The organism is Knoellia sp. B-D-2 (assembly GCF_057714695.1).
In genome coordinates, this window is sequence record NZ_CM173189.1 from 628,836 (window position 1) to 651,504 (window position 22,669).

The window sequence follows — 22,669 nt, forward strand, 5'->3', positions numbered from 1 at the left end:
GCGGCGTGAGCACGAGCACCCGCGTCTTCGTCGGCCGACTGGCCGAGCTCGCCGTCTTCGACCCCTTGGGGGACCCGGTGGGGCGGGTCCGCGACGTCGTCCTCACGTTCAGCGCCACCCGAACGCGACCGCGCGTCATCGGCCTCGTCGTCGAGGTGCCGGGCCGGCGCCGGGTCTTCGTCCCGATGACGCGGGTGACCTCCGTCGAGGGCGGACAGGTCATCACGACGGGCCTGGTCAACATGCGCCGCTTCGAGCAGCGCGCCAACGAGACCCTCGTGCTCGCCGAGCTCATCGAGCGCCACGTCCGGGTGCGCGTCGAGCAGGGCGAGCTCATCGACGCCACCGTCGAGGACATCGGCCTCGAGCAGAACCACGCGCGCAGCTGGTCGGTCACCCGGGTCTTCGTGCGGCGCACGTCCGCCCGCTCGATCTCCCGGCTCGGACGGCGCCGCGGCGAGACCTTCGTCGTGCCGATCGAGGACGTCTCGGGGCTGCGCGACACCTCCGACGAGCAGAGCGCCGCCCGGCTGCTCGAGCACTACGAGGACCTCAAGCCCGCCGACCTCGCCGAAGCCATCCACGACCTGCCGGCCAAGCGCCGCGCCGAGGTCGCCGCCGCACTCGCCGACGACCAGCTCGCCGACGTCCTCGAGGAGATGCCCGAGGACGAGCAGGTCGAGCTCATCGCCGGCCTGGAGAACGACCGCGTCGCCGACGTCCTCGAGGCGATGGAGCCAGACGACGCCGCCGACCTCCTCGCCGAGCTGCCGGCCGAGCGCCAGGAGGAGCTCCTCCAGCTCATGGAGCCGGACGAGGCCGCTGACCTGCGCCGCCTGCTCACCTACGACGAGGACACCGCCGGCGGGCTCATGACGACCGAGCCGGTCATCCTCGGGCCGGACGCGTCGATCGCCGAGGCCCTCGCCGTCGTGCGCCGCAAGGAGCTCTCGACCGCGCTCGCCTGCACGGTGTTCGTGTGCCGCCCCCCACTGGAGACCCCGACCGGCAAGTTCCTCGGCATGGTCCACATCCAGCGGCTGCTGCGCGAGCCCCCGCACGCCTCGATCGGCACGATCCTCGACAAGGACGTCGAGCCGGTGACGACCGACGCGACGGTCGGCCAGGTGACCCGGCTGCTCGCGACCTACGACCTCGTCGGCCTGCCGGTCGTCGACGAGAACGGCCTGCTCGTCGGCGCGGTCACCGTCGACGACGTCCTCGACCACCTGCTGCCCGACGACTGGCGCGACGACCGCCATGAGGTGACCACCCATGGCTGACCGCCGCGAGCGCACGCCGCGGCTCGACCAGCCGCGCGAGGCCGGCCGCAGGTTCCTCACCCGGCCCGAGTCGCTGACCGAGGAGGCCTTCGGCGTCCTCTCGGAGAAGTTCGCCCGCTACATGGGCACCGCGTACTTCCTCATCGGCATGACCTTCGTCGTCCTCGTCTGGGTGCTGTGGAACCTGCTGGCCCCCACCGACTGGCGCTTCGACGACTACCCCTTCATCTTCCTCACGCTCGTGCTCAGCCTGCAGGCGTCGTATGCCGCCCCACTCATCCTGCTCGCGCAGAACCGCCAGGCCGACCGCGACCGGGTCATGCTCGAGCAGGACCGCACGCGCGACGAGCGCAACCTCGCCGACACCGAGTTCCTCACCCGCGAGGTGGCCGCCCTGCGGATCGCCCTGCGCGACTCGGCCACCCGCGACTTCGTCCGCGGCGAGCTGCGCGACCTCCTCGACGAGATGGAGGAGCGGGGCCTGACGATCAGCAAGGCCGCCCCGACGAAGCGGAGTGACCAGTCAGACAGCCCTCGGGGCCGGACCGATGGCGGTCGTGGCGGGCAACCGACCTAGCATGGAGCAATGCCTGTCACCGCTGCACCCGTGAGCGACGACGCCCTCCGCGCCGCCCTCGCCACCGTCAACGACCCCGAGATCCGCAAGCCGATCACCGAGCTCGGCATGGTCGAGTCGGTCGAGTGCGACGCCTCCGGTCGGGTGGCGGTCACCATCCTGCTGACCATCGCCGGGTGTCCCCTCAAGGAGACCCTGACCAACGACACGACGAACGCGCTGCTCAGGGTTCCGGGGGTCCTCGCCGTGGACGTCACGCTCGGCGTGATGTCGGAGGAGCAGCGCGCCGAGCTCCGCACGAACCTGCGTGGTGGCACGGCCGAGAAGGAGATCCCCTTCGCCAAGGCTGGCAGCCTCACCCGGGTGTACGCCGTGGCCTCCGGCAAGGGCGGCGTCGGCAAGTCCTCCGTCACCGCCAACCTCGCCGCTGCCCTCGCCCAGCAGGGCCTCAAGGTGGGTGTCGTCGACGCCGACATCTACGGCTTCTCCATCCCCCGCATGCTCGGTGTCGAGCAGCGTCCGACGCAGGTCGACGACATGATCCTGCCGCCGATCGCCCACGACGTGAAGGTCATCTCGATCGGCATGTTCGTCCCGGGCAACCAGCCCGTCGTCTGGCGCGGGCCGATGCTGCACCGTGCCCTCCAGCAGTTCCTCGCCGACGTCTTCTGGGGTGACATCGACATCCTCCTGCTCGACCTCCCCCCGGGCACCGGCGACATCGCGATCTCGGTCGCCCAGCTCATCCCGGGCGCCGAGATCCTCGTCGTGACGACGCCCCAGCAGGCCGCCGCCGAGGTCGCCGAGCGGGCCGGCGCGATCGCCGTGCAGACCCACCAGCGGGTCGCCGGCGTCATCGAGAACATGTCCTGGCTCGAGCTGCCCGACGGGTCCCGTCAGGAGATCTTCGGCTCCGGCGGCGGGCAGGCGGTGGCCGACTCGCTCACCCGCACCATCGGGGCGCCCGTGCCGCTGCTCGGCCAGATCCCGCTCGACACGGCCTTGCGCATCGGCTCCGACCAGGGGGCCCCGATCGTCCTGGGCGGGTCGACCTCACCGGCCGCCGTCGCCCTGCGCGGCATCGCCCGCGAGCTCGGCACCCGCTCCCGCGGGCTCGCCGGCCGCTCGCTCGGCCTCACGCCCAGCGGCCGCTAGATGATGGTGACGGTGGGGGTGCGCGCGTTTGCGACGAAGGAGCAACTGAGCGCGTACCCCCACCGACCCCGTCGTCCCCGCTGAGACGGGCTCGCGACTAGGTCGCGTCGACGTCGTAGGGCGTGGGGCGCAACGGGTCCCACGCGCGCGGGTCCGAGCCGAGCGAGACCCCGTCGTCCCCGAGGGCGTCGACCTCGCCCATGTCGGGGTTGGTGCCCCCGGACTTCAGGCCCGACGCGGCGTCCTCGAGCGGCTCGATGAGCGCCTCGCGCACGATCCGGCGGGGGTCGTACTGGCGCGGGTCGTACTGGCGCCAGTTGATGTCGGAGTACTCCGGGCCCAGCTGGTCCTTGAGCTGACCCTTGGCGCCCTCGGCCATGACCCGGAACTTCTTGATGCCCTGAGCGAGTTTGGCGGCGTACTCGGGCAGCCGCTCTGGTCCGAGCACGAACACCGCGATGAGGGCCAGGAGGACGACCTCCCACCCGTTGATGCCGAACACTCGTCCTCCTGTACGCCGTGGCGCGTCAGTCGCTCCTGCCCTGGAGGACCATCTTGACATCCCGGGCGGTGCCGTCGCGCAGCACGGTGAGGGTGACGCTCGATCCGACGGGCCTGGCGCGGATGGCGACGACGAGGGCGTCAGGGTCGTTGATGGGGCGGCCCTCGAACGCGGTGATGACGTCACCGGCCCGGAGCCCGGCCTTCGCGGCAGGGCCGTCGGGCGTCACGGCCGGGGTGTCACCGGAGTCGGCGCCGATGCGCACGCCCTCGCCGTCGTACTCCCGGTCGAGCAGGACGCCGATGATCGGGTGCTCGGCCTTGCCGGTGCGGATGAGCTGGTCGACGGTGGTCTTCATCTGGGCGCTCGGGATGGCGAAGCCGACGCCGATGTTGCCGCTCTGCCCGCCGATGGCCGTGCCGGCGACCCGGGCGATCGCCGTGTTGATCCCGATGACGCGCCCTTCCATGTCCAGCAGCGGCCCGCCCGAGTTGCCGGGGTTGATCGCCGCGTCGGTCTGGATCGCGTTGATGAACGACTGGTCGTCCGCGTCGCCGGGCGTGACCGGACGGTTGAGCGCCGAGACGATGCCCGTCGTGACCGTCGACTCGAGGCCGAGCGGCGCGCCCACGGCGATGACGGGGTCGCCCACGACGACTGCGCTCGAGTCCCCGACCGGGAGCGGTGCGAGGTCGGTGCGCTCGACCTTGAGGACGGCGAGGTCGTAGGAGACGTCGCGACCGACGATCTTCGCCGGCGACTGCTTGCCGTTGGAGAGGACGACGGTGATCTCGCCACCGCTGGCGGCGGCGGCGATGACGTGGTTGTTGGTGACGATGTGTCCCTTGTCGTCGAGGACCCAGCCTGAGCCGGTCCCGTCGCCGCTGCCCGCCTCGACCCGGATCGTCACGACGCTCGGGGTGGCGTTCGCGGCGATGTTGGCCACGGTGCCCTCGGGGCGCGTCGTCGCGCCCGCACCGGGCTCCGGCGTCGCGCCGGTCGAGCTGTCGTCGGTGAGGTCGAGGCCGTCGAAGCGGTCGGTGGCGCCCAGCCACCCGCCGAAGAGACCGCCGCCGACACCGGCGAGCAGCGCCGACAGGCCGGCGATGAGGAGCACGCCGAGCCAGCCGGGTCCGCCCCTGCGCGCAGGTGCGGTGGCTCCGGGAGCCGCTGACGCGGCATACGGGTTCGTGCCGTATGCCGTGTGCTCGGGCGTGCGCCAGTCCGGCGGACCGTCGGGGGTCGGCTCGGGCGCCGGCAGCATCGGTGCGCGACCCGGCGCGGCCCCGATCTCCTGGGTCCGGAAGAGGTCGAGCTCGTCGGTGTGCTGCGCGTCGGTGCGAGGGCGCTCGCCGGAGTCGTCGCGAGGCCTGTCCTCAGTCATGACCGTGATTCTGCCTCGCACAGCACGAGGTTTCGAACCGAGGTGCTGTCCGTCCACCCCGTGGAGACACCGCGGACCCGCACGGTGCCGCTCCCGACGCCCGGGCTGGACGCGGTGGGACGCACGGACGGGGACGGCCCGCCACCGCCGACCGAGCCGACGGTCGTCGCGACCGCCCCCGGTCCGGCGAGGGTCAGGGTCCAGGCCACCGCAGCCGTGGCGCCCGCCGCCGCGGTGGCCATGGCGGCCGACTTCAGCGGGCTGCGGTGCACCGGAGGCGCCGAGGGCGCGACCATCTCGAGCGGGGCGTACGTGTGGGCTCGGTCCGACATCGCGTCGGCGAGCGGCGGGGCGGGCATCGACGACGCGAGCGCGACGAGCTGGGCGTGCAGGCTCCCCGACATCGACGGGCAGCCCGCCGACAGGAGCGCCTGGAGGCGCCGCTCACCGGCGACGGCGTGCTGGCACCCGACGCAGGCGATGAGGTGCCGGTTCCACTCGAGGGTGCGCTGGGCCGACAGCTGCCCCGACACGTAGTCGGGGAGCTCGTCGAGGCGGCACCGGTTCGGGCGGGACAGTGGCATCACACGGCACCACCGGCGGGGGCGAGCAGACCGGGGCGGCGGGCGGTGGCGCCGGACGTGGCGGTCGCGCGCTCGGGGGCGCGGTGGGCCAGCGCCTCGCGCAGCTGGGAGCGGCCGCGGTGGATGCGGGAGCGCACGGTGCCGAGCTTGATGTCGAGGGTCGCGGCGATCTCCTCGTAGGACAGGCCCTCGATGTCGCAGAGGACCACGGCGGCCCGGAAGTCGGGCGCGAGGGAGTCCAGCGCGCGCTGGACGTCGTCGTCGAAGTGCGTGTCGGCGTAGCTCTGCTCGGGGCTGATCTCGCGGCTGGGCAGGCGCGCGGCGGACTCGTCGGAGAGCGCGTCGAAGCGGATGCGCTGCTTGCGCCGCATCTTGTCCAGGAAGACGTTGGTCGTGATGCGGTGCAGCCAGCCCTCGAACGTGCCGGGCCGGAACGTGTGCAGGGACCGGAAGACGCGGATGAACACGTCCTGGGTGAGGTCCTCGGCGTCGTGCACGTTGCCGGTGAGGCGGTAGGCGAGGCGGTAGACCCGCGCGGAGTGCTCCTCGACGACCTGCTCCCAGGTCGGCGGCGTCCACTCCCCCGTGGCCGCCGCTGCTGCGCTCGTCATCGTCGTCCCCTGCTCGGTGCCCACCTGGCTGTCCATGTCACAGGTGTCTACGTGCCGGAGCCGGGAAATGTTCCTGAAGACCCTGAACGCCGCCTGTGAGTCCGGACCACCCGGCCTCCCCGAGTAGGGTTGCGGCCCATGAGCACCCTCAAGCCCGCGAGCTGGTCGTACGCCGAGGACTTCGTGCCCGAGCCCGAGGTCATGGAGCAGGCGCGGGCCCGCGGACTCGCCTTCGGCGCGGCCACCCCGGTCGGGACCGGGGCCGGCGCGACGCTGCGCGTCCTCACGGCGGCCATCGGTGCCAAGCACGTCATCGAGATCGGGACCGGCGCCGGCACCTCCGGCCTCTGGATGCTCGCGGGGATGCCCCAGGACGGGGTCCTCACGACCATCGACATCTCCGCCGAGCACCAGCGGGCGGCCCGGGAGGCGTACGCCGCGGCCGGGTACCCGACCCAGCGGACCCGGGTCATCACCGGTCGCGCGACCGAGGTGCTCCCCCGGATGACCGACGCCGCCTACGACATGGTGCTCATCGACGCCGACAAGCCGAGCTACCCGGCATACGTCGAGCACGGCATCCGCCTGCTGCGCAGCGGTGGCGTCCTCGTGCTCGACAACATGCTCTGGCACGACAAGGTGGCCGACCCGGCCGCGCGGGACGCCGACACGACGACGCTGCGCGACCTCGGCAAGTCCCTCCGGGACCACGACGCCCTGGTGCCGACGCTGCTCCCCGTGAGCGACGGGCTCCTCGTCGCCGTCAAGCGCTGACGCCGACGGGGCTGGGCGGCAGTCAGGCGTGGGCGTCCACGCGCGGACCCGCACCGCGACGGAAGCCGGCCGGGCCCTCGGCGATCGCGACGACCTCGAACTCCTCGATGGACGTGGGTGAGGACCCGATGAGCTCGGAGCCCTTCGACTCGGCGGCGGTGGCCTCGAACTCCTCACGGAACACCTTGCGCTCCTGCTCGGTGTCGAAGACGTAGGTCCCCTCGAACCACTCGCCCTCACGCATCCGCCACACCTTGAAGGCCAGCCCGTCGAGGAACATGAACCTCGCGATCGAGGTGCCCACGACGTACTCGCGGAGCTGGTCGGGCGCGTTCTCGGGAGCGTTCTCGAGCGACCAGCGCACTGCCAGTCCGTATCCGGCGTTCATCGCAGACCTTCCAGCCATCGAAGCAGCAGACGTGCACCGAACCCCGTCCCACCCTTGCCGTGGACTCCGGAGTCGACATCGGAGCGGCCGGGGCCGGCGATGTCGAGGTGGGCCCAGCGACGCTCCCCCACGAACTCGCGCAGGAACAGTGCCGCGGTGATGGAGCCACCCCCGACCGAGGGTCCGATGTGGTTGATGTCGGCCACGTCGGACTCCAGTGCCTGACGGTAGGCGGGCACGAGCGGGAAGGGCCACAGCGTCTCACCTGCTGTCTCACCGGCGGCCCGGAGCTGGGACGACAGCTCGTCGTCGGTCGCGTAGACCGGGGCCATGGTGCGCGCCAGCGCGACGCGGGCCGCGCCGGTGAGCGTGGCGATGTCGACGACCACGTCGGGGTCGAGCTCGGCGTCGGCGTAGGCCAGGGCGTCGGCGAGCACGATCCGCCCCTCGGCGTCGGTGTTGCCGATCTCGGTGGTCGTGCCGCCGTAGTGCGTCACGACGTCACCCGGACGGTAGGCCGACCCGCTCACCATGTTCTCGGCGAGGGCGAGGAGGCCGGTGACCCGGACCTGCACGCCGAGGTCGCGGCAGGCGGCCAGCACGGCCAGCACGATCGCCGACCCGGACATGTCGGTCTTCATCGCGAGCATCCCGTCGGCCGGCTTCACCTGGAGGCCGCCGGAGTCGAAGGTGATGCCCTTGCCGACGAGCACGACGTGGGGGGTGGCGTCGTCGGCGCCCTCCGGGGTGTAGCCGAGCCGGACCATGGCCGGCGGTGTCGCCGAGCCCTGCCCGACGGCGAGCAGCCCGCCGAAGCCCCCCGCGGCCAGGGCCGCCCTGTTCCAGACGGTGACCTCGAGTCCGCTGCGCGACCCGAGGGTGCGTGCCTGGCGCGCCATCCACCCCGGGTTCTTGATGTTCGAGGGGGTGTTGGCGAGGTTGCGGGCGACGAGCGTCGTGACGGCGCGGCGCACGGCCCGCTCGACGACGTCCGGCTCGACACCGACGACGACGACGTCGCCGGCGACCTCCGCCCCGAGCTGCCAGCTCCCACCGGTCCAGCGGGACGGGGCCCACCCCCCGAGGACGCCACCCTCGACGAGGGCGGCGTGGCCGGGCTCGTCGGAGGGCGGGGCCAGCAGGACGACGAGGGAGCGGCCGCGCGTGGCCCGGCCGGCCCCCGCACCGGCGAGCCGCAGGTCCGCCGGTGCGGCGTCGCCGAGGCCGACGAACACGAGCACCCGGACGGGCTGCTGGCCCCGCGGGACCCGCACGGTCGTCGTGGCCCCCACCGTCGTGGAGGGCTCGTGGGTCTCGAGGATCTCGTCGGGGTCGAAGCCCACTCCCGTCAGCGACTCGCGGGTGCGCGCATCCCAGGGGTCGCCACCGGCGAGCAGGCCGACGACGAGCGCGAGGTCCGTCGGGTCGGAGTCGGCCAGGACGTCGGCGAGGGGTCCGTCCCTCCCGGTCCAGGAGGCGACGGAGGGGGCGAGGAGGTCTTCGGAGGGCACCCGTCCGACCCTACAGACGGCGAGGGCCCCCACCATGTCGGTGGGGGCCCTCGGTCACGTCAACGTCACGTCAACGACCGACGGTCACTTCTTCAGCGCCTCGCAGTCGTCGATCGCCTGCCCCAGTGCCCGCACCTCGTCCGGAGTCATCTCGACGACGAGACGGCCACCACCCTCCAGAGGCATGCGCAGCACGATGCCGCGACCCTCCTTGGTGACCTCGAGAGGGCCGTCGCCCGTCCTGGGCTTCATTGCCGCCATGGGTGTTCCCTTCGTTGCCGTGGCGCACGATCGTGCATCACGTGTTCGCGTTCCCGGCATTGGTGCACCGGTGTCGCGACCATTATCCCCGCTGAGCAGGGCAGAGACGAAATCGGGTCCCCCCGAGACTCACGGGGGTCGCGAGCCCCACGGTGTCCACGTGAGCAGGGCACAGGTCCACCAGACGAGGCCGAGGACCACGGGGACGAGGAGGACGGCCACGCGCCAGCGCCAGTGCTGCACGATCCGCTCCCCCGTCGACGTGCGCATGGCGACGCTGGCGAGGAGGGCGGCGAGGGGGAAGTCGAGCAGGAGGAAGCGCCACATGCTCGTGATCGGCCGGACGACGGCGAAGAGGTAGAGGGGGTAGGCGACCGCCCACGCCCGGACCTCGACGGGGAGCCAGCGACCGTGCCGCCCGAGGACGAGGGCGATGTAGGTGCCGCACAGCCCGACGAGCACGGCGAGGCCGGCGAGGCCGTGGCCCTCCCAGGCCCACTGCACCCACAGGACGAACGGGCCGGCCGAGGGCTGCTGGCCCCACGCCTCCTGGACGTCGAGGAAGGCGGTCGGGATGCCGCTCACGACCCCGACGACGACGGGCCAGGCGAGCCCGGACAGCCCCGTGACGAGCACCATGAGCGCCGCCGTGCTCCGCTGCCCCCGCAGCGGAGCCACCCCGGCCCGGCGGTCCTCCCGGATGCGGACGACGAGGTGGATGAGCACCGCGCAGCCCATCGCCGCGGCCACGCCACGGGTGAAGGCGAGCGGGACCGCGAGAGCGGCGACGGCGGCATACCGGCGGTTCATCAGCTGGAGCAGCGAGAAGGCGACGAGCGCGACGGCGAGCGGCTCGGTGTACGCCTTGAGCATCACCCCCGTCGTCGGGTAGAAGCACCAGAGGCAGGCGGCGACGAGGGCGAGCCGGTCGCGACCGGGTCGCGGGTCGGCGTGCAGCGCGTGGCTGAACAGCTTCCAGATGAGGACGGCGCCGACGGCCCCCAGGACGAGGTTGAGCGCCACCGCCCCGGCGGTGAAGGGGATGCCGAGCAGCATCAGGCCCTTCACGAGGAACGGGAAGAGCGGGTAGAAGGCCCACGCGCTGTAGGTGAGCTTGCCCGTCGTCGGGTCGGCCGGGAGCGGCACGGGGTAGCCCTGGGTGGCGATCCGCTCGTACCACTCCGAGTCCCAGAGGCCGATGAGGTCACCGACCGTGGGGTCGAGGTGGCCGACTCCCGCGGGGTTCTGGAACCACGTCGCCGCCACCCACATCGCCGCGAGCGCGACGAGCCGGGTGACGACGTAGACGGCCAGGATCGTGCGGACGGGGTGGGCCAGCGCCCTGCCCCCGAGGAGGCTGCTGCCGGCGACCCGGTCGGTGGTGGCGGTGGTGGTGGTGGTGGTGGTGGCGGTGGAGCCCTCGGAGCCCTCGACGCCTTCGGGGCCCTCGCCGCCCTCGGGACGCCAGGGCGCAGCCGGGTGGGCGGATGCGCTCACTGGCGCAGCTCCCGCACGTCCCACACCAGCACGTCCTCGACCTCCTGCGGCTGGCCGAGCACGGTGGCGAGCGAGTCGCGCAGCGCCGCGGTCTGGGCCCGCGCGGGCAGGACGACGGCGTCGGTGCGCCAGGCCCGGAGGTCCTCGACGAACTGGAGCCGCTGCGCCTCGGTCGCCGGGATGACCGCGTTGGCCGCATTGACGTCGTAGAGCCACAGCGACATCGGCCGTCGGGTCGCGCCGTACTGGCCGCCGCGGTCCGGCGCCCCGTTCGGGCCGACGAAGTACCCCTCGACGATGGGGAACGCCATCGTGTCGGCAGCGAGCTGCCAGTCGAAGGCCCGCGCGTCGACGATGTCGGTCGGGGGGACGGCGAGGATCGAGCCACCGTGGCTGAAGTCGCGCCACGCGTCCCCGGTGAAGAACGTCGGCACGACCGGGCGCTCGTCGACCTGGAGGGACGTCGGCAGGACCGGCAGCAGGGCCACCACGGTCGCCGCGGTGACGAGCCATCCGCCCACCTGCGGCTGCCACGAGGGGAGTCGCGCCTCGTCGGCGTCCGCCGCGCTCAGGGGAGCGGCCCGGATCGCGGCGTCGATCCCGATGGCGAGCAGGCCGGCGATCGCGGGGATCGCCATCATGACGAAGCGCGTGGGGAGGACGTTCTCGAGCACCGGGAGCGCGTCGAGAGCGGCCCACAGGGAGGGCACGCCCGTGGGTTCCCCGCGCAGGAGGACCTCCTCTCCGAGCGAGAGCCAGCACGCCAGCACGACCAGGGCGGCGAGCGCCTGCACGACGGGTCTGCGGATGAGGACGAGCGCGATCAATCCGACGAGGACGAGCAGGCCGACGCCGAAGAAGGCGTTCTCCTCGGTGCGGTTCATCGACAGCGCCGCCGAGGCCCACGGGTCCGCGCCGAAGGTGCGGGTGGCGCGACCCCACAGCGCAGCGAGGTCGTTGCCGCCGGGTGGGTGGTAGATCGAGGTGTAGCTCTGCCGTCCCGCGAACTGCCACCACAGGGGCACCGCGACCAGCACGAGGCACACCCAGGCGCCGATCCCCACGCCCGGTGCGAGGCGGCGCAGGTCGAGACGGCCGCGCAGGGCGAGGACGAGGCCCACGACGAGCATGCCGAGGGCGGCGAGCAGCAGGGGCTCCTCGCCGATGAAGACCTGCCACGTCACGAGCAGCCCGAGGACGACCCCGTCCCTCACCCGGTGCGTGCCCTGCGCCAGCCGCAGGACGCGGTCGACGATCACCGGGATGAGGAAAAGTGCGACGAAGTTGGGGTGTCCGTTGGCGTGGGAGACCATCGCCGGAGCGAAGCCGGTGAACCAGCCGCCGACGGCCGCGGCCGGCCGCACGAGCCCGCGCCGGCGGAGGAACCAGTACCAGGCGGCGGCGGTGCCGGCGAGCCCGAGCAGCTCGACGACGAAGAACGTCAGGTGGGCCCCGAGGGTCAGGGTGAGCGGGGCCAGCGGGATGCCCAGGCCGGTGACCGCGGCGTTCGCCATGAGGTTGACGCCCTCGGGGAAGTTCTGGCGGTCGCTGAACAGCGGGTTGGAGAGGGTGGCGAGGTTGTGCGCGGACGCGCCGAAGTACCACTCGAACGCCTGGTGGTCCTGCACCCCCTGGGAGAGGTAGCCGGTGGACGTGCGACCGACGAGGCCGGAGAGGACGTGGAGGGCCGTGCCGAGGTAGGCCGCGACGACGACGAGGTCGAGCCAGCCCCAACGCACGCGGGCCGCAGGCTCCTCCGCCCCCTCGCGCTCCCCTGCGTCCGCAACCCTGGTCGGCTTCTCGACCATGGTTGCGGACGCAACGGAGCGCGGGGTCGCAGCGTCCGCAACAGTGGTCGGTTTTCCGACCAGGGTTGCGGACGCAAGGGAGTCGGAGGCGGGGGCGGAGGGGGCGGGGGCAGAGGGGGCGGGGGCAGAGGGGGCGGCGCGGAGGAGGAGGTCGTTGGCGGCGATCTGGGCGTCGAGCCGGGCGAGGGCCTCCTCGACCCGGTCGGTGCGGTAGCCGACGACCTGGAGCCGGAACGGCGGGCGCCCGAGGTCCTCGTCCATCGCGTCACCCGGGTCGGCGACCGCCGCGTTCTCGCGACGGGAGAGGAACCAGGCGAGGCCCAGCGCGCACGCGACGACAGGGAGGCTGAGCCCGAGCGCCCAGATCACCGGTCGGCCCGGGCCAGCCGGTTCACGACCGGTCCGAAGATCAGCGGGCCGAGGACGTCACCGACCCGCCGCGTCAGACCGGTCAGCCCGGGCAGTTCGAACCACAGCTCCTCGGTCCACGTCAGACGGGACCCGTCGGCACCCGGCGTGACCACCGCCTCGGCCCAGCCCTTGAGGAACCCGGTCTTGCGCACGCGCCACCTCCGGGGGGGCTCCCACTCCTCGACGACCATCGCGTCGTCGAAGCGCAGCGGGCCCAAGGCGGTCCGGGCGGTGAAGCGCCAGCCCGCGAGCGGGGCACCGGGGTCCGCGATCGTCGTCGTCAGCGGGACGGAGTCGGCGTGCTCGTCGAGGGCGGCAAGACGCTGCCACAGCTCGGCGGGCGACAGGGTGCTCTCACGCGTCAGGGTGAACATGACCCTCCCGGTGCGAGGGGGTGGACGACGGTGCGGACAGCTCGCGCTCCTGCTCGGCGAGCCGGTCGCGTCGCGCGTCCAGGGCCGCGTCGACCTCGTCCGGGGCGTAGCCGTAGACGGCGGTGCCGAGGCGGAGGGGGTCGACGTCGGCGCTCGTGGGCCGTTCCGGGAGCTCGAGCGGCGGGAGGGTGGAGACCGGGTCGCTCAGCGGAGCGAGGTCGAGCCGACCCGTCGCGACGAGCGCCGTGACCGCGATGACGGCGACGGCGAGTGATCCGAGGGCGACCCACTGCACATCGCGATCCTAGGTGCGAGCGCGGGGGTGGGCCGCACGATGCCCCTCACTCGGGGTGCGTGCCACTGCCCGAGGGCGGCTCGGGGGCGCTGCCGCGGTCCGAGGCGACGATGATCTCGACGGCCACGGCCGGGTCGTCGGTCACGGTGATGAGCGCGAGGTCCTTGGCGTTGATGGTGCCGGCGGCGAGCGCGGAGTCGGAGAGCCAGTCCAGCAGGCCCTGCCAGTACGTGCGCCCCATGAGGATGATGGGGAACGACGTGACCTTCTGGGTCTGCACGAGGGTGATCGCCTCGAAGAGCTCGTCGAGCGTGCCGAACCCCCCGGGCAGGACGATGAAGCCCTGCGAGTACTTGACGAACATCGTCTTGCGGGCGAAGAAGTAGCGGAAGTTGACTCCGAGGTCGACGAACGCGTTGAGCCCCGTCTCGAAGGGCAGCTCGATGCCGAGTCCGACCGACGTGCCCCCGGCCTCCAGGGCGCCCTTGTTCGCCGCCTCCATGGCGCCGGGGCCGCCGCCGGTGATGACGGAGTACCCGGCGCGCACGAGAGCCGCGCCGACCTGCTCACCGAGCTCGTAGGTCGGGTCGTCCTGTCCGGTCCGGGCAGAGCCGAAGACGCTCACGGCCGGGCCGAGCTCGGCCAGGGCGCCGAAGCCCTCGACGAACTCGGACTGGATGCGCAGGACACGCCACGGGTCGGTGTGCACCCAGTCGGCCGAGCCCCGGTCGTCGAGGAGCCGCTGGTCGGTCGTCTCCGCGGGCACCTGGGAGCGGCGCATCACCACCGGGCCCTGGTGGTAGTCGTGCGACTCGTCCCACGGCTGCTGGGTGTCGTTCATCGGCCCACTCCCGGTGTGGCAGGCGCGTCGGCGAGCCAGCGCAGCAAGGCGGCCTCGGCCGAGACGATCTGGTCCACGGGGCAGCGCTCCTCGTCGTGGTGGGCGAGGTTGGGGTCGCCCGGGCCGAAGTTCACGGCCGGCACCCCCATCGCCTGGAACCGGGCGACGTCGGTCCAGCCCTGCTTGGCGATGACCTCGGTGCCGAGAGCCTCGACGAAGGCCTTGGCCGCCGGCAGGTCCAGCCCCGGCCGTGCTCCCCCGGCGTTGTCGGTGACCTCGAAGGTCAGCCCGTCGAAGACCTCGTGCATGTGCGCCACGGCCTCCTCCTCGGAACGGTCCGGGGCGTAGCGGTAGTTCACCGAGACGGTGCAGCGGTCCGGGATGACGTTGCCGGCGATGCCGCCGGAGATGCTGACCGCGTTGAGCGCCTCCCGGTACTCCAGGCCGTCCACCATGACGGTCCGGGTCTCGTATGCCGTGAGCCGGCTGAGGATCTCGGCTGCGTCATGGATGGCGTTGTGGCCGTTCCACGGGCGGGCCGAGTGGGCGGCGGCACCCTTGGTCGTGATGTCGATCCGCATCGTGCCCTTGCAGCCGCCCTCGACGACGGCGCCGGTCGGCTCGAGGAGGACGGCGAAGTCGGCGTCCTCGATGAGGTCGGGCCGCTGCTCCTGGACGTGGAGCAGGCCGTTGTGCTCGCTCTCGATCTCCTCGCCTTCGTAGAAGACGTAGGTGACGTCGCGGCTCGGCTCGGGCACCGTCGCGGCGAGCCGCAGCTGGACCGCGACGCCGCCCTTCATGTCGACCGTGCCGCGACCCCAGAGCACCTCGCCCTGCGCGGTGGGCAGGCGACGGGTGGGGAGGTTGGGCGGGTCGGTCAGCGGGACGGTGTCGATGTGCCCCGCGAGGACGACGCGCTCGCCGCGACCGAGCTCGGTGCGGGCCACCACGGTGTTGCCGATCCGGGTGACGGTGAGGTGCTCGAGCGGGCGCAGAGACTCCTCGATGGCGTCGCAGATGGCGGTCTCGTCGAGGCTCACCGACTCGATGTCGCAGAGCGCGGCGGTCAGGGTGACGACGTCGGACGTGAGGTCGAGCGGCATACGCCGACCCTATCTGCGATGCCGAGGGCCGCTCGTCGTGGGCGAGCCGGACGGCCTCGGGACGGCACAGACCCGACCCCTACCCTTGACGCCATGACCGCGCGCACCGCTCACGGCTTCGGCCTGCTCACCCTCCACGGCGACACCGTCCTCGATGCCTGGTTCCCGGCACCGGCCCTGGGCGGGTCCGAGGGTGTCGCCGAGCCGACCGGCCTGTCGGCCCTCGCCGCGGCCGACGAGGTCCGCGGGGTGACGCGTGAGGTGCGGCTGGTCGAGGTCGATCTGGACGAGGCCCCCGGTGACGCGGCGGACGGGTGGCTGCGGCTCCACCTGCTGTCCCACCGCCTCGTGCAGCCGAACTCGGTCTCACTCGACGGGTTGTTCGGCGTGCTGACCAACGTCGTGTGGACCAACCACGGCCCGTGCGCCGTCGACGGTTTCGAGACGACGCGCCTGGGGCTGATGGCACGCGGCCCGGTCCAGGTCTTCGGTGTCGACAAGTTCCCCCGGATGACCGACTACGTCCTGCCCTCCGGCGTGCGCATCGCCGACGCCGACCGGGTGCGCCTCGGCGCCCACCTGGCCAGCGGCACGACCGTGATGCACGAGGGCTTCGTCAACTTCAACGCCGGCACGCTCGGCACCTCCATGGTCGAGGGACGCATCTCGCAGGGGGTCGTCGTCGGCGACGGGTCCGACATCGGCGGGGGGGCATCGACGATGGGCACCCTCTCCGGCGGCGGCACCGAGCGGGTGTCCATCGGGGAGCGCTGCCTGCTCGGCGCCGAGTCCGGCCTCGGCATCGCCCTCGGCGACGACTGCGTCATCGAGGCGGGCCTCTACGTCACCGCCGGAACCAAGGTGACGCTCCCCGACGGCACCGTCACCAAGGCCAGCGAGCTCTCGGGCCAGTCCAACCTCCTCTTCATGCGCAACTCGGTCACGGGTGCGGTGCAGGCGCGTCCGCGCGACGGCCACGGCATCGTCCTCAACTCGGCGCTGCACGCCAACCACTGATGAGCGCACGACGTCGACCCGTGACCCTCGCGGAGGAGCAGCCCCGAGGTGGGGCATCGCGGTGGATCGCGCGCTCCCTCATCCTCACGCTCGTGGCTCTCGTCGCCCTTGGCGCCTGGTTCGGCGGACGCTCGCTGCTCCAGGGCGCGCTCGGTCCTCGCTGCCAGGCAACGGCGGGGGGCAGCTCGGTCGACTTCGACCCCGAGCAGATGAGCAACGCCGCGACGATCACGGCCCTCGCGCTCCGACGCGGGCTGCCCGCCCGGGCGGCGACGATCGCGCTCGCCACCGCGATCCAGGAGTCCAAGCTCCGCAACATCCGCTACGGCGACCGTGACTCGGTGGGACTGTTCCAGCAGCGCCCGTCGCAGGGGTGGGGCACGGTCGAGCAGATCCTCGACCCGGAGTACTCCACCGACAAGTTCTACGACGCGCTCGTCAAGGTCGACGACTGGGAGAGTGGCACCATCACCGTCGTCGCCCAGAAGGTGCAGCGCAGCGCGTACCCCGAGGCGTATGCCGACCACGAGCAGGAGGGCCGCATCCTCGCCTCCGCCCTCGCCGGGCACTCCCCCGGCGGTCTCGGATGCCGCCTCGACGACGCGGGGCGCGAGGCGGACGTCGCGATGCTCGGACGGCTGCTCGACACCGAGTACGGACTCGACGCGACCGCCGGCGACGGGACGTTGACCGTCACCGGGACCAGCGACCAGATCGCGTCGTCGATCGCCTCGTGGTCGGTCGCCAAGGCGGTCGACACCGGCATCACCGGGGTCACCGTCGGCGACCGCCGTTGGTCCCGCAGCCGCGACTCGTCGTCGTGGTCCTGGCAGACGGCCGACGAGCCCGTACCCGCCCAGCAGGTCGTCCTCCACCTCACCTGACCGCGCGCAAGACGATGGCGTATGCCGTCCGCTCGCCTTGCCGTTGAGTCGCGAGTTCGCTTGCACCCGAGGGGTACTGGCCACGAAGGCTCCTTCCATGGTTGCGCGTTCCGGCGCCGGTTCGGTTGTGCTGGAGTCCGATTGGCGGCGGGGGTGGCTGTCAGTGGTGGCCTCTAGAGTTCTGTCATGGAGCTCGACACCGCGATTGCGAACCTGGAGGCGGCCACCGCCTCGGTCGTGGAGGCGTTGCGGCACAGCGACCCCGGCTCGGCCGGCCGGGAGCAGCTGCTGTCGGTGGTCGAGGTCACCCACCGGGTCGGCAACACCCTCGCCGGGGTGCAGACCGTCGCGGTCGCCCACGTCGCCGCGATCGAGGACGTCACATGCTCGGACGGGACCTGGGGCGAGCAGCACCGCGGGCTGGGCCACGAGTGCCTCGACGCCCCCGGCCTGATCGGACCGATCCTGGGGATCACCGCCCAGGCCGCGACGACCCGGTGCGAGGTCGCCGTGCACCAGATGACGACCACCCCCCAGCTCGTCACCGCGATGCTCGCCGGCGACCTCGACCCCTGGCGGGCCCGGGTCGTCACCACCGAGGTCGAGATCTGCCCCGACGACGGCGCCCACACCATCGTCGACGCCCTCGTCGCCCACTACGACGCCAAAGGCCGGTGGGACGAGACCACCGGACCCCTGCGGGCCCGGGTCCGGCGGATGATCGCCCGCGCCCACCCCGACGTCGTCGCCGGACAGGCCAAGGCCGCCCGCGAAGGACGGTTCGTGCGCCGCTGCCCGGCCACCCTGGGCACCGACCACTGGGAGGCCGAGCTCCCCGTCGAGCGCTCCGCCCCGATGTGGCAGGCCGTCGACACCCTCGCCCGCACCCTGCGCCGCGCTCACCCCGACCTCACCCTCGCCCAGGCCCGCGCCGACGCCCTCGCCCAGCTCGTCCTGGCCCAGGCCACCGTCACCGTCCACCTCCACGCCACCGTCCCCGCCGACACCCCCACACCCGCCGCACCCCATGACGCCGCCATCCCCACCGCCGCCACCCCCTCCGCCGCGACCGACGCCCACACCGGTGCAGCCGCAGCTGACCATCAGGCCGCCACCACTGCCGCAGCCGGGGTCCGATCCGATGACGTCCCTGCCGACACACGCAGGGCCGCAACCTCGAACCGCGCGACCGCTGCCACCGTCTCGACCGACACCGACGTTGGCAGGACCCCGTCGCACCCAGCCCCAGCCCCAGCCCCAGCCCCAGCCCCAGCCCCTGCCACCGCCGCCGCCGGTGCCGGTGCCAGAGCCGCTGGCACGGACTCGACCGACGCCGCGGCACCCGCCCCGACGAACGCCCACCCCGGCACCGAGGGGTCCGCAGGACAGTGCACCGAGCCCGCACCAGAATGCGCCGAGGCGCCCGGTGAAGAGCACCGACCCACCGGGCCGCCCCAGGCACCACACCTGACCGAGGTCGGCGGGCTCGGATCCACCGTGCCCACCCTGCTCGACCTCGACGCCCTCGCCGCCGCCACCCGACTCGTTCCCTCGAGCCCACTGACGTGCGACCCCGACACCGGCGCCGTGACCGGCGGGACCATCCCCGCCTCCCTGGCCACACGCGCCCGCAAGGACGCCGCCCGCCGCAGCGACGGCTACGTCGTGCCCGCCGACATGGCCCGCCTCGTCCGCCTGCGCGACGGCCGGTGCCGCTTCCCCGGCTGCTCCACCAACGCCATGTACACCGACCAGGACCACGTCATCGCCTGGCCCGTCGGCGCCACCACCCCCACCAACCTCATGTGCCTGTGCCGCCGACACCACCGCATCAAGCAACGCCACAGCTGGACCGTCCGCTTCGACCCCGACGGCACCGCCCACTGGACCGACCCCACCGGCCGCACCTCCACCACCCACCCCATCGACCACCTCGACCGCACCACCGTGCCCCTGGCACCGACCACACCCACCAAGCCCACCCAGTCGACCGAGCCCCGGCGAGCCGCGACCCCCGCCACCACCGCCACCGCCACCGCCAGCCCGACCCACCGCCCCACGCGACTGCGACCGCTCGACCTCGACGAGGTCCACACCCTCCTCGAGGACCACCTCCGGCGCCACCTCGAGCTCCTCGACCGCGACGGACCCCCACCACCCGTCACCATCGACATCACCCCGGCCTACCCCGCCCCGCCGCCGTTCTGACCAACACCCTGACGGTCCCGGACTCCGGAGCGCTGGTAGCGAGGATCAGACGGGCCCGGCTCGAGGCGTGCCCGTCAACGAGGCTGATTTGCACTGAGGGCGTATGGAGTGCAAACTTGCACTGTGGTCATCCAGAGTGCAGTCTCCCGTCGTGAGCAGACGTCGCGCCGCATCTCCCGCTGCGCCCAAGACCTCGCCATCGAGCACGGCTTCGACGGGTTCACCCTCGACGACCTGGCCGAGCAGGCGGGTGTCTCGCGCCGCACGCTGTTCAACTACTTCCCGGGCAAGGAGGCGGCCGTCCTCGACGGACCCGCCCCCCTCGACCCGGGCGACCTCGCGACCTTCGTCGCCGGCGGCCCCGAGGGAAACCTGCTCAAGGACCTCGGTCACCTCGTCACGAGCATCTACGCCCGCGAGCAGACGACCCACGAGGACTGGCGGCGCATCCACGCCCTCCTCGAGCGCAACCCGCGGCTGATCACCGTCGCCAAGGAGCGCTTCGAGGGCGTCGCCGCAGAGGTCCGCCAGGCCACCGAGGCCCGTGAGGGCCTGCCCGCCGGTCACCCCCGGGCCCGCGTGGCCGTCGCGCTCATCGCCGGGCTCTTCCACGACTCGATGGCGTGCTTCCTGGTCGACGACGACCGCGACTTCCCGACCGAGCTCATGGCCGGTGTCGACGAGGCCACCCGCCTTCTCGCCTGACCGCTGCGCAGCGCCGCGCGGCACCTGACATCACCCACCCACCCCACCAGGGAGCAGACCTCGCCATGGCGACACACCTCTATCGACTGGGCCGGACGGCATACCGCCGCTGGCCGTACTTCATCGCGGCCTGGCTCATCGCCCTCGTCGGCATCGGGGGCGTCGCGACCACCATCTCGAAGCCGATGGTCGACTCGTTCTCGATCCCGGGCATCCCCTCCGAGCAGGCGCAGCAGCTCCAGCAGGAGCTCTTCCCCGAGGCCGGCGACGCGTTCGACCAGGCCAGCGCCACGGTCGTCGTCGCGGCCCCGGAGGGCGAGAAGCTCGCCGACCCCGCCAACACGGCCAGGGTCGACGCTCTCCTCACCGAGCTCAGGGCGCTCCCGCAGATGCCCGCCGACGGCACCCCCGGGGCGGCGCAGCTCGTCAGCCCGGTCGACGCCGCCGAGGGCCAGCTCCAGCAGATGCTCGACGCCGCCGCCGAGCAGGGCACTCCCGTGGACCGGGCCGAGGCCAACGCGGCCGCCCTCGCCCCGCTGAGCGCGGACGGTCGGATCGGCACGATCACGTGGACCTTCGACGTCGCGACGGTGACCGACGTCGAGCCCGCCACCCAGGACGCCGTCCTCGCCGTCGTCGACGAGGCCCGCGCCTCCGGGCTCACCGCCGAGGTCAACGGCGCCGGCATGCAGAGCTTCGCTCCCCCGGGCGCCAGCTCCGAGCTCATCGGCATCGCCATCGCCGCCCTCGTGCTCATCCTCACCTTCGGCTCGCTCGTGGCCGCCGGCCTCCCGATCGTCACCGCTCTCATCGGGGTCGGCATCGGCTCGCTCCTCGTCGTCGGCGCCACCGCGTTCTGGGAGCTCGGCACCATGACACCGACCCTGGCCACGATGCTCGGCCTCGCCGTCGGCATCGACTACGCCCTGTTCATCCTCAGCCGCTACCGCAGCGAGCTCCGGCACACCGACGACCGCTCGGAGGCCGCTGGGCGCGCCCTGGGCACCGCCGGCTCGGCCGTCGTGTTCGCCGGTCTGACGGTGATCATCGCGCTGTCGGCCCTGGCCCTCGTGCAGATCCCGTTCCTCACGACGATGGGGCTCGCCGCCGCCGCCACCGTCCTCGTCGCCGTGCTCATCGCGCTCACCCTGACGCCCGCCATCCTCGGCATGCTCAAGGGCAAGGCCTTCGCCGGACGCGTCCGGGCCGAGAAGTCCGAGGACGCCACCGGCAACGGCGTCCGCTGGGCCCGGCTCGTCGGTCGCGCTCCCGCCCTCGTCGCCGTGCTCGCCGTCGTCGTCCTCGGAGCGCTCGCCATCCCGATGAAGGACCTCCACCTGGCCCTGCCCTCCGACTCCACCGCCCCGACCGAGACCACCCAGCGCAAGGCGGCCGACCTCATCACCGAGGGGTTCGGCCCCGGCCGGCAGGGCCCCCTCCTCGTCGTCGTCGACGGCCGCGACGTGAGCGACCCGGCCGAGCGCTCCGCGGCATACGGAGAGGTCGCCCAGTGGGCGGCCGACCAGGACGACGTCGCCAACGCGCAGGTCATCGGTGTCAACGCCGACAACACCGGCGCCCAGGTGCTCGTCACCCCCCGCAGCGGCCCGGACGACGAGGCCACCCTCACGCTGCTCGACGACCTGCGGGCGACCAGCCCGGACATCGAGGCGAGCACCGGTGTCACCGTCGGGGTGACCGGCCTCACCGCCATCCAGACCGACGTCTCCGAGAAGCTGCAGGACGCCCTGCTGCCCTACCTCGCGGTCGTCGTCGGGCTCGCGTTCATCCTGCTCATGGTCGTCTTCCGCTCCATCCTCGTGCCGCTCACGGCGACCATCGGCTTCCTCCTGTCCGTGCTCGCCACCCTCGGCGCGACGATCCTCGTCTTCCAGGAGGGTGTCGGCGGGCTCTTCGACGGCGCCCCGCTGATGAGCTTCATGCCGATCCTCGTCATCGGTATCGTCTTCGGCCTCGCCATGGACTACCAGGTCTTCCTCGTCACTCGAATGCGTGAGGCGTTCGTCCACGGCGACACGGCCCGCGAGGCGGTCGTCGACGGCTTCCGGCACGGCGCCCGCGTCGTGGCCGCCGCCGCCGCGATCATGATCTCCGTCTTCGCCGCGTTCATGCTGCAGGACGAGCCGCTCATCCAGTCGATCGGGTTCGCGCTGGCCGCCGCCGTCTTCTTCGACGCGGTGATCGTGCGGATGACGCTCATCCCCGCGCTCATGTACCTCATGGGCGACAAGGCGTGGTGGCTGCCCCGCTGGCTCGACCGGATCCTCCCCGACGTCGACGTCGAGGGTCAGCAGCTCGGCCGCCCGGGCCAGACCCCGGCCCGGGAGACCTGGCCGGACGCGGCCGGCCCGGACGGCCCGGACGGCGAGCGCGAGCTCGTCGGCGCGGGACGCCACCGGGCCTGACCACCCGCACACACGAAAGCCCCGGCCTGCACAGTGCAGGTCGGGGCTTTCGTCTGCGGTGCGGCCAGCC

At 72.7% G+C, this 22,669-nt stretch carries 22 protein-coding genes; 9 read left to right on the plus strand and 13 right to left on the minus strand.

All coding sequences use genetic code 11. The features are described 5' to 3' along the window. Nucleotides 1-5 precede the first annotated feature (5 nt). The 3 genes from AC3EU2_RS02980 to AC3EU2_RS02990 are packed head-to-tail and all read left to right on the plus strand — an operon-like array spanning nucleotide 6 to nucleotide 3,015. A complete protein-coding gene (locus AC3EU2_RS02980) occupies nucleotides 6-1,283 on the plus strand; it encodes a magnesium transporter MgtE N-terminal domain-containing protein (RefSeq protein ID WP_488178257.1) in 1,278 nt (425 codons plus the stop codon). Continuing rightward, entirely contained in the window at nucleotides 1,276-1,860 is a 585-nt protein-coding gene (locus AC3EU2_RS02985; protein ID WP_488178258.1) for a DUF1003 domain-containing protein, read from the plus strand. The genes AC3EU2_RS02980 and AC3EU2_RS02985 overlap by 8 nt, the downstream gene beginning before the upstream one ends. 9 nt (nucleotides 1,861-1,869) lie before the next feature. Then, nucleotides 1,870-3,015: an Mrp/NBP35 family ATP-binding protein gene (locus AC3EU2_RS02990; protein WP_488178259.1), complete on the plus strand. Its 1,146-nt coding sequence runs from the start codon at nucleotides 1,870-1,872 to the stop codon at nucleotides 3,013-3,015. Between the two features lie 97 nt (nucleotides 3,016-3,112). Here the strand turns inward: AC3EU2_RS02990 and AC3EU2_RS02995 are convergent, their stop codons facing one another. From AC3EU2_RS02995 to sigE, 4 genes are read right to left on the minus strand one after another with little or no spacing between them, the layout of a single operon-like run. Further along, entirely contained in the window at nucleotides 3,113-3,517 is a 405-nt protein-coding gene (locus AC3EU2_RS02995; protein ID WP_488178260.1) for a twin-arginine translocase TatA/TatE family subunit, read from the minus strand. A gap of 25 nt (nucleotides 3,518-3,542) precedes the next feature. After that, nucleotides 3,543-4,901 carry a S1C family serine protease gene (locus tag AC3EU2_RS03000; protein ID WP_488178261.1) on the minus strand — a complete coding sequence of 453 codons (1,359 nt, stop codon included), beginning with the start codon at nucleotides 4,899-4,901 and terminating at the stop codon, nucleotides 3,543-3,545. After that, nucleotides 4,898-5,485, minus strand: coding sequence for a hypothetical protein (locus AC3EU2_RS03005; RefSeq protein ID WP_488178262.1), 588 nt, complete (start codon nucleotides 5,483-5,485; stop codon nucleotides 4,898-4,900). The genes AC3EU2_RS03000 and AC3EU2_RS03005 overlap by 4 nt, the downstream gene beginning before the upstream one ends. Further along, nucleotides 5,485-6,132 carry an RNA polymerase sigma factor SigE gene (sigE, locus tag AC3EU2_RS03010; RefSeq protein WP_488178263.1) on the minus strand — a complete coding sequence of 216 codons (648 nt, stop codon included), beginning with the start codon at nucleotides 6,130-6,132 and terminating at the stop codon, nucleotides 5,485-5,487. Before sigE ends, AC3EU2_RS03005 begins: the two co-directional genes overlap by 1 nt. A 102-nt stretch (nucleotides 6,133-6,234) precedes the next feature. Between sigE and AC3EU2_RS03015 the strand changes: the two genes are divergently transcribed. After that, nucleotides 6,235-6,870 carry an O-methyltransferase gene (locus AC3EU2_RS03015; RefSeq protein WP_488178264.1) on the plus strand — a complete coding sequence of 212 codons (636 nt, stop codon included), beginning with the start codon at nucleotides 6,235-6,237 and terminating at the stop codon, nucleotides 6,868-6,870. A 22-nt stretch (nucleotides 6,871-6,892) separates the two neighbouring features. Here AC3EU2_RS03015 and AC3EU2_RS03020 read toward each other — a convergent pair whose 3' ends face one another. The 9 genes from AC3EU2_RS03020 to dapE form a co-directional block, all read right to left on the minus strand. Next, on the minus strand, nucleotides 6,893-7,258 hold the full coding sequence (locus AC3EU2_RS03020) for a hypothetical protein (protein ID WP_035940423.1): 366 nt from the start codon (nucleotides 7,256-7,258) through the stop codon (nucleotides 6,893-6,895). Further along, on the minus strand, nucleotides 7,255-8,769 hold the full coding sequence (locus tag AC3EU2_RS03025) for a leucyl aminopeptidase family protein (protein ID WP_488178265.1): 1,515 nt from the start codon (nucleotides 8,767-8,769) through the stop codon (nucleotides 7,255-7,257). The genes AC3EU2_RS03020 and AC3EU2_RS03025 overlap by 4 nt, the downstream gene beginning before the upstream one ends. An 84-nt stretch (nucleotides 8,770-8,853) precedes the next feature. Then, nucleotides 8,854-9,030, minus strand: coding sequence for a DUF3117 domain-containing protein (locus tag AC3EU2_RS03030; RefSeq protein ID WP_082569572.1), 177 nt, complete (start codon nucleotides 9,028-9,030; stop codon nucleotides 8,854-8,856). 129 nt (nucleotides 9,031-9,159) lie between these two features. After that, the gene (locus AC3EU2_RS03035) at nucleotides 9,160-10,527 is read right to left on the minus strand and encodes a hypothetical protein (protein ID WP_488178266.1); all 1,368 of its coding nucleotides are present in this window, start codon (nucleotides 10,525-10,527) and stop codon (nucleotides 9,160-9,162) included. Next, entirely contained in the window at nucleotides 10,524-12,704 is a 2,181-nt protein-coding gene (locus tag AC3EU2_RS03040) for a hypothetical protein (protein ID WP_488178267.1), read from the minus strand. The genes AC3EU2_RS03035 and AC3EU2_RS03040 overlap by 4 nt, the downstream gene beginning before the upstream one ends. Beyond that, nucleotides 12,701-13,120: an SRPBCC family protein gene (locus AC3EU2_RS03045; protein WP_488178268.1), complete on the minus strand. Its 420-nt coding sequence runs from the start codon at nucleotides 13,118-13,120 to the stop codon at nucleotides 12,701-12,703. The genes AC3EU2_RS03040 and AC3EU2_RS03045 overlap by 4 nt, the downstream gene beginning before the upstream one ends. Continuing rightward, nucleotides 13,101-13,415 carry a cell division protein DivIVA gene (locus AC3EU2_RS03050; protein WP_488178269.1) on the minus strand — a complete coding sequence of 105 codons (315 nt, stop codon included), beginning with the start codon at nucleotides 13,413-13,415 and terminating at the stop codon, nucleotides 13,101-13,103. The genes AC3EU2_RS03045 and AC3EU2_RS03050 overlap by 20 nt, the downstream gene beginning before the upstream one ends. Before the next feature lie 46 nt (nucleotides 13,416-13,461). Continuing rightward, nucleotides 13,462-14,256 carry an LOG family protein gene (locus AC3EU2_RS03055; RefSeq protein WP_488178270.1) on the minus strand — a complete coding sequence of 265 codons (795 nt, stop codon included), beginning with the start codon at nucleotides 14,254-14,256 and terminating at the stop codon, nucleotides 13,462-13,464. Next, nucleotides 14,253-15,359, minus strand: a complete 1,107-nt coding sequence (gene dapE / locus AC3EU2_RS03060) for a succinyl-diaminopimelate desuccinylase (RefSeq protein WP_488178271.1) — start codon at nucleotides 15,357-15,359, stop codon at nucleotides 14,253-14,255. The genes AC3EU2_RS03055 and dapE overlap by 4 nt, the downstream gene beginning before the upstream one ends. 93 nt (nucleotides 15,360-15,452) lie before the next feature. On the opposite strand from dapE, the gene dapD reads away from it, so the two are divergent. From dapD to AC3EU2_RS03085, 5 genes are all read left to right on the plus strand, one after another. After that, the gene (gene dapD, locus AC3EU2_RS03065; protein ID WP_488178272.1) at nucleotides 15,453-16,376 is read left to right on the plus strand and encodes a 2,3,4,5-tetrahydropyridine-2,6-dicarboxylate N-succinyltransferase; all 924 of its coding nucleotides are present in this window, start codon (nucleotides 15,453-15,455) and stop codon (nucleotides 16,374-16,376) included. Between the two features lie 20 nt (nucleotides 16,377-16,396). Beyond that, nucleotides 16,397-17,260, plus strand: a complete 864-nt coding sequence (locus tag AC3EU2_RS03070; protein WP_488178273.1) for a hypothetical protein — start codon at nucleotides 16,397-16,399, stop codon at nucleotides 17,258-17,260. 186 nt (nucleotides 17,261-17,446) lie between these two features. Then, entirely contained in the window at nucleotides 17,447-19,468 is a 2,022-nt protein-coding gene (locus AC3EU2_RS03075; protein WP_488178274.1) for an HNH endonuclease signature motif containing protein, read from the plus strand. A 123-nt stretch (nucleotides 19,469-19,591) separates the two neighbouring features. Beyond that, nucleotides 19,592-20,173 carry a TetR/AcrR family transcriptional regulator gene (locus AC3EU2_RS03080; protein ID WP_488178275.1) on the plus strand — a complete coding sequence of 194 codons (582 nt, stop codon included), beginning with the start codon at nucleotides 19,592-19,594 and terminating at the stop codon, nucleotides 20,171-20,173. Between the two features lie 65 nt (nucleotides 20,174-20,238). Then, nucleotides 20,239-22,599 carry an MMPL family transporter gene (locus AC3EU2_RS03085; protein WP_488178276.1) on the plus strand — a complete coding sequence of 787 codons (2,361 nt, stop codon included), beginning with the start codon at nucleotides 20,239-20,241 and terminating at the stop codon, nucleotides 22,597-22,599. The last annotated feature ends 70 nt before the right edge of the window (nucleotides 22,600-22,669 follow it).

Bases quoted from the DNA above. Each gene is read 5' to 3' on its own strand.
- AC3EU2_RS03055 (WP_488178270.1), bottom strand. From the start codon at position 14,256: ATGAACGACACCCAGCAGCCGTGGGACGAGTCGCACGACTACCACCAG.
- AC3EU2_RS03020 (WP_035940423.1), bottom strand. From the start codon at position 7,258: ATGAACGCCGGATACGGACTGGCAGTGCGCTGGTCGCTCGAGAACGCT.
- AC3EU2_RS03075 (WP_488178274.1), top strand. From the start codon at position 17,447: ATGGAGCTCGACACCGCGATTGCGAACCTGGAGGCGGCCACCGCCTCG.
- AC3EU2_RS03000 (WP_488178261.1), bottom strand. From the start codon at position 4,901: ATGACTGAGGACAGGCCTCGCGACGACTCCGGCGAGCGCCCTCGCACC.
- AC3EU2_RS02990 (WP_488178259.1), top strand. From the start codon at position 1,870: ATGCCTGTCACCGCTGCACCCGTGAGCGACGACGCCCTCCGCGCCGCC.
- AC3EU2_RS03085 (WP_488178276.1), top strand. From the start codon at position 20,239: ATGGCGACACACCTCTATCGACTGGGCCGGACGGCATACCGCCGCTGG.
- AC3EU2_RS03030 (WP_082569572.1), bottom strand. From the start codon at position 9,030: ATGGCGGCAATGAAGCCCAGGACGGGCGACGGCCCTCTCGAGGTCACC.
- dapE (WP_488178271.1), bottom strand. From the start codon at position 15,359: ATGCCGCTCGACCTCACGTCCGACGTCGTCACCCTGACCGCCGCGCTC.
- dapD (WP_488178272.1), top strand. From the start codon at position 15,453: ATGACCGCGCGCACCGCTCACGGCTTCGGCCTGCTCACCCTCCACGGC.
- AC3EU2_RS03045 (WP_488178268.1), bottom strand. From the start codon at position 13,120: ATGTTCACCCTGACGCGTGAGAGCACCCTGTCGCCCGCCGAGCTGTGG.
- AC3EU2_RS02985 (WP_488178258.1), top strand. From the start codon at position 1,276: ATGGCTGACCGCCGCGAGCGCACGCCGCGGCTCGACCAGCCGCGCGAG.
- AC3EU2_RS03015 (WP_488178264.1), top strand. From the start codon at position 6,235: ATGAGCACCCTCAAGCCCGCGAGCTGGTCGTACGCCGAGGACTTCGTG.
- AC3EU2_RS03005 (WP_488178262.1), bottom strand. From the start codon at position 5,485: ATGCCACTGTCCCGCCCGAACCGGTGCCGCCTCGACGAGCTCCCCGAC.
- sigE (WP_488178263.1), bottom strand. From the start codon at position 6,132: ATGGACAGCCAGGTGGGCACCGAGCAGGGGACGACGATGACGAGCGCA.